Origin of the sequence: Nocardia amamiensis (assembly GCF_015477605.1) — a bacterium.
Lineage (GTDB): Bacteria > Actinomycetota > Actinomycetes > Mycobacteriales > Mycobacteriaceae > Nocardia > Nocardia amamiensis_A.
In genome coordinates this window covers 1-255 of record NZ_JADLQX010000363.1, presented here as the reverse complement: position 1 = coordinate 255, position 255 = coordinate 1, and the positions used below count along the sequence as shown (strand labels likewise).

Here is a 255-nt window from a genome sequence, read left to right as displayed (position 1 = left end):
CGAGGGTGACGTCGGTGGTATGAGCGCCGCGGTCCAGATCGTCGGTCAGCATCCGCAGCACGGCGTAATCGGCCGGACTGAGCAGATCGAGAGCCGATTTGTTGGTCAGCACGATGTCGTCGCCGACAGCGGCGACCGCCCGACGCTGCCGGGAGACCGACTGGAAGGCGGCGAGCAGGGCGCGCTCCGATGCCTTCGCCTGGTCGAGCAACCGCTGTTCGATGTCCTCCGCGGCCCGCACGAGGAACGGAGCCA

At 68.2% G+C, this 255-nt stretch carries 1 pseudogene; it reads right to left on the bottom strand.

The window, feature by feature from the left end:
* Positions 1-255: pseudogene (locus IU459_RS38170) on the bottom strand (Fis family transcriptional regulator); the annotation flags it as partial.